Source organism: Rhizobacter sp. P3_B12 (genome assembly GCF_056402895.1).
Window position 1 is genome coordinate 1 of sequence record NZ_JBFUGN010000469.1, and the last position, 4,729, is coordinate 4,729.

General features: G+C 70.6%; 5 protein-coding genes. 2 read left to right on the top strand and 3 right to left on the bottom strand.

The window, feature by feature from the left end; all coding sequences use genetic code 11:
- A partial coding sequence (locus tag AC1D01_RS21385) for a BamA/TamA family outer membrane protein (RefSeq protein ID WP_477869843.1) occupies window positions 1-1,588 on the top strand: 1,588 nt, incomplete at its 5' end.
- Between the two features lie 6 nt (window positions 1,589-1,594).
- On the opposite strand, the gene AC1D01_RS21390 is transcribed toward AC1D01_RS21385, so the two are convergent.
- The 3 genes from AC1D01_RS21390 to AC1D01_RS21400 form a co-directional block, all read right to left on the bottom strand.
- Window positions 1,595-1,972 (bottom strand): response regulator, encoded by a 378-nt coding sequence (locus AC1D01_RS21390; protein WP_477869845.1) that lies wholly within the window; start codon window positions 1,970-1,972, stop codon window positions 1,595-1,597.
- 77 nt (window positions 1,973-2,049) lie between these two features.
- Complete coding sequence (locus tag AC1D01_RS21395; RefSeq protein WP_477869847.1) at window positions 2,050-2,697, bottom strand: response regulator; 648 nt, start codon at window positions 2,695-2,697, stop codon at window positions 2,050-2,052.
- A complete protein-coding gene (locus AC1D01_RS21400; RefSeq protein ID WP_477869849.1) occupies window positions 2,685-4,106 on the bottom strand; it encodes a CHASE3 domain-containing protein in 1,422 nt (473 codons plus the stop codon). The genes AC1D01_RS21395 and AC1D01_RS21400 overlap by 13 nt, the downstream gene beginning before the upstream one ends.
- Window positions 4,107-4,303: 197 nt before the next feature.
- On the opposite strand from AC1D01_RS21400, the gene AC1D01_RS21405 reads away from it, so the two are divergent.
- On the top strand, window positions 4,304-4,729 hold a 426-nt coding region (locus AC1D01_RS21405; RefSeq protein ID WP_477869851.1), incomplete at its 3' end, for a hypothetical protein.

The following is a 4,729-nucleotide window of genomic DNA, read 5'->3' on the forward strand; positions in this document are numbered from 1 at the left end:
GCCGAAGCCCCCCGAGTTCGAGAAGCCCCGCCCGGCCGAGGTGCCGGACGACGCCGCGCTGGTCGCGGCCGGCGCGCGCATCGGCGAGGTGCGCTTCGAGCGCCTGAACCTCTTCGACACGCGCCTGCCGGAAGAAGACAGGCTGCTGTTCCGCTGGGCCAACAAGCTGCACCTGCTGACGCGTGAATCGGTGGTCGCGTCGCACCTGCTGTTCAAGCCCGGCGAGCCCTACGATCCGCGGCTGCTGCGCGAGTCGGAGCGCATCCTGCGCCGCGAGTCGTACTTCCGCGATGCCCACATCCGGCCAGTCGCGCTGCACGACGGCATCGTCGACCTCGAGGTGGTGACGCAGGACGTGTGGACGCTGAATCCCGGCGTGTCGCTCGGCCGCTCGGGCGGCAAGAACAGCAGCGGCTTCAGCCTGGAAGACGCCAACCTGCTCGGCCTCGGCAAGGAGCTCGGCTTCTCGTTCAAGTCCGAGGTCGACCGCAGCAGCAAGACGCTGAGCTACCACGACAACCACGTGCTCGACAGCTGGTGGGACCTGCAGGCCCAGTACTCCAACAACAGCGACGGCCATGTGCACGCGCTGGCCGTCAAGCGGCCGTTCTATGCGCTCGACACCTCATGGACCGCCGGTTCGCAGGTGCGCGACGAGGCGCGGGTCGATTCCGTCTACGACCGCGGCGACGTGATCCGCCAGCTCGACGTGCGCGAGCGCACGATGTCGGTGTATGGCGGCTGGTCCGCCGGCCTGCAGGACGGCTGGGTGACGCGCTGGACCGCCGGCCTGGCGTACGACGAACACCGCGCGACGCTGGTCGTGCCGCCGAACGAGGCGCCGCCGCCCGGCACCGAACGCACACTGGTGTACCCGTGGATCGGCTTCGAGCTGATCCAGGACGCCTTCAGCGAGGTGCGCAACCAGGACCAGATCGGCAAGACCGAGGACGTGTCGCTCGGCTGGCACGTCACCGGCAAGCTGGGTGAATCGCTGCCGGGCCTCGGCGCGGACCGGCGCGCCACGGTGTTCTCGCTGGCTGCGACGGTGGGCCATGCGCTGACGCCGCGGCAGACGCTGCTGCTCGCCGGCTCGGCGCTCGGCCGCGTCGAGGACGGACAGCTGCAGAACTCGCTGTTCAAGGCGGAGGGCCGCTACTACCTGCGGCAGTCGCCGCGCCGCAGCTTCTTCATGGACCTGTCGGCGCAGCGCGGCGTGCGGCTCGACGACGGCCAGCAGGTGCTGCTCGGCGGCGACAACGGCCTGCGTGGCTACCCGCTGCGCTACCAGAGCGGCGACGGCCGCTGGCTGTTCACGACCGAGCAGCGCGTGTTCACGAACTGGTACCCGTTCCGGCTCTTCAACGTCGGCGGCGCGGTGTTCTACGACATGGGCCGCACCTGGGGGCAGGGCGCGGTGCCGGACGCTTCGCACAAGCTGCTGAGGGACGTGGGCTTCGGGCTGCGCCTGGGCAACAGCCGCACCTCGCTCGGCAACGTGATCCACGTCGATGTCGCGTTCCCGCTGGACGGCGACCGCTCGATCAAGAAGGCGCAGTTCGTCGTCGAGGTCAAGGAGAGCTTCTAGGGCCTGTCAACCTTCGGGAAGGCTCGCCCACTGCCGCACGCGCTCGATCACCGTCGCCGCGTCCAGGCTCTTGTCGTACAGCCCGTCTGCGCCGTATTTCTGCGCGGTCGGCCGCAGCCCGGCCAGGTCCTGGTTGGTCAGCACCAGCGCCTTGCAGTCGTTGCCCCTGTCGCGCAGCGCCTTCAGCACGTTGAAGCCGTTGCCGGGCGACAGGGCGACGTCCAGCGTCACGACGCCGGGGCGCAGGCGCTCGATCATCTCGATGGCCTCGTCCTCGGCCGCGGCGATGCCCACCACGCTGACGCCCGGGATGGCCATCAGCAGCCGCTCCAGCCATGTCTGGATCAGCTCCGAGTCTTCGACGATGACGACGTTCAGCGGCATCCGGGCAGCGTAAACCGGGGCGCGAGGCGTGTGAACCGGACGCCGTATCGATCGGATGGAGGGCGATTGCCTACACGTCAGCCCGGATCCGTCAGCCCGCGGGCCACGCAGTACTTCGTCAGTTCGGTGTTGTTCTTCCAGCCGGTCTTCTCCAGCATCCGTGCCCGGTAGGTGCCCACCGTCTTCACCGACAGCCCCATCAGCTGCGCGATCTCGGCCGGCGCCTTGCCGGCGGCGATCAGCTGCATCACCCGCAGCTCCTGGGCCGAGAGCTGCTCGTGTGGCTCGCCGGCGGCGGAACGCCCGCCCAGCAGGTCGACCAGGTGGTCGGCGGCGGCCTCGGTCACGTAGCGGCGACCCTCGCCGATGCGCCGCAGCGCGGTCACCAGCTCGTCGCCGGCCCGGTCCTTCGGCAGGTAGCCGGCGACCCCCATCTTCAGCAGCCGCGCGGCGTAGGCGGCTTCCACGTTGAAGCTCAGCACCAGGATCGGCACCGGCCCGGCCAGCTGCAGCATCCGGCTGGCGCCTTCGGTGCCGGTGGTGTCGGGCAGCCCCATGTCGAGCACGACGAAGCCGGGCGAGAAGGCCTTGAACGTCTCGCAGGCCTGCGCGAGCGTCGTCGCCTCCTCGACATGGGCGTCCGGCCAGGCGCCGAGGATCAGCTGGCGCACGCCCAGCCGCATGATCGGGTGGTCGTCGACGATCAGCACCTTCATGCCGGCCATGCTTCCTCCACGCGGGCGGGTTGCTGCAGCGGGATGCGGGCGACCACCTCCGAACCGCCGTCCGGCCCCGGCCCGAACTCGAACGCGCCGCCGACCATCGCGGCGCGTTCGCGCATGTTGCGCAGGCCGCTCGCGTCGGCGCGCACCGGCTGCGGGCCGATGCCGTTGTCGCTGATGCGCAGCACGTACAGGCCGCGGAACTCGCAGCCGGTGATCGAGACGCGCGTCGCCTGCGCATGCCGCAGCGCATTGGTCGTCGCCTCCTGGACGATGCGGAACAACTGGTTCGCGCGGTCGCTCTCCAGCTGCTCGTCGTCGTCGATCTCGGCCGTGACCTCCAGCTGCCCCGGCCGCGTCAGCCGCTCGGCGAAGTGCGACACCGCCGCCCCGAAGCCCAGGTCGTCGAGCAGCGGCGGGCGCAGCTCGGTCGCGATGCGCCGCGCGATGACGATCGATTCGTCGAGCATGCCGGTCAGCTGGGCCAGCTTGTCGCCCGGCAGCTCGGGGTGGTCGCGCGCCAGCTGCTGCACCACCAGCTTGGTGCCGGTGACGATCTGCCCGAACTGGTCGTGCACCTCGCGGGCCAGGCGCCGGCGCTCGGCCTCGATGCTGTCGTCCAGCTGCTTCGCGAACGACTGCAGCCGGTCGCGTGCCGAGCGCACTTCCTCGGTGCGGTCGTCGACCATGCTCTCGAGCATGCGGCTGAAGCGCCGCAGCGAATCCTCGGCGCGGTCGCGGCGGCGCTGCTCGTCGGCCAGCAGCCACAGCGCGCCGATGATCAGCGCGCAGCCACCGGCCGCCAGCGCGACGATCAGCGCCGCGGTGCGCGCCTGCAGCCGCGCGGCATCGGCGTCGCGCCGGATCACGTGCTCGCGCCGCACGGTGGCGAGCGCCTCGAACTCGGCGCGGATCGCATCCATCGCGAGCTTGCCGTCCAGGTCGGTGCCGGCGCCGGCGGGTTCCACCTCGCCGCTGCGGCGCTTCAGCACATGGGCATCGGCGAGCGCGATGCGGCGCTGCACCAGGTCGTCGATGCGCTGGCGGATGGTGGCGAAGTCACCGTGCGGCCCCGACGGCGTGGCCAGGTGCTGCATCAGGTCGGCATAGGTGTCGGGGAACTTCGCCTTGCCCCGCTCGTACGGCGCCAGGCTTTCGGTGCTGCCGCTGAGCAGGTAGCCGCGCTGGCCGGTCTCGATGTCGAGCAGCAGCGTGAGCGTCTTGTCGATCAGCCCGAGCGTCTGCTCGTCGCGCCGGCGCTCCTGGGCCTGGGCGGCCAGGTCCTGCAGGCCGCGGTAGCCGGCACCGGCGGTCACGCCGAAGGCGGTGGCACCGGCCACGATCAGCCACAGCGCGAGCTGCGCCGTTCGCCACCACGGCAGGGCCGGGCGCTCAGACGATGCCGATTCCAAGGGCCATACCTCCCTGGCGCGCCAATGTGTTGCGCATGGTATGCGCGGAGAGCCGACGCCGGTACCGGTTCCAACCCATCCGACACATTGGGGATGACAGCGCAAGCGGAACTGATCGACAGTCCGGCGGATGGCGTGTAGCAAAGTGTGTCAGACAGGCGCGTTTGCGGTTAGATTTCCCCCAGGGGGAAGTTTGAATGCGCAGTGCGCGAGCACACGATCTGCCGCCGTTCCATGTCACGGCGCGCCTGGACGACACCGGGTCTTGCGATGTCTTCATCACCGATGGGCAATCGGTGGGCCGGCTTGCCCGGGCCGTGCCCGACCTGCCGGCCTTGCGCCGGCTGTCGCATGCCGCCGCTGAAGGCGACCTGCACGCGAGCATCACCTTGTTCGCTCAGCTGTTCCCGGGCGTCATCGGTGCCACGCTGCGCGGCAGCGAGCCGCGCCGCCTGAACCTGCAACTCGGCGCGGCGCTGCACGGCCTGCACTGGGAGCTGGCGAGCGACGGCCACGGCCTGCTCGGCGAACGCTGGCGGGTCGCGCGGCACTTGCTGGTCGACGACGACCGGCCCGCCGACCTCGATCCGCTGCCGGACCTGACGGCCACCACGGTGCGGCGC

Bases quoted from the DNA above. Each gene is read 5' to 3' on its own strand.
- AC1D01_RS21390 (WP_477869845.1), bottom strand. From the start codon at position 1,972: ATGCCGCTGAACGTCGTCATCGTCGAAGACTCGGAGCTGATCCAGACA.
- AC1D01_RS21395 (WP_477869847.1), bottom strand. From the start codon at position 2,697: ATGGCCGGCATGAAGGTGCTGATCGTCGACGACCACCCGATCATGCGG.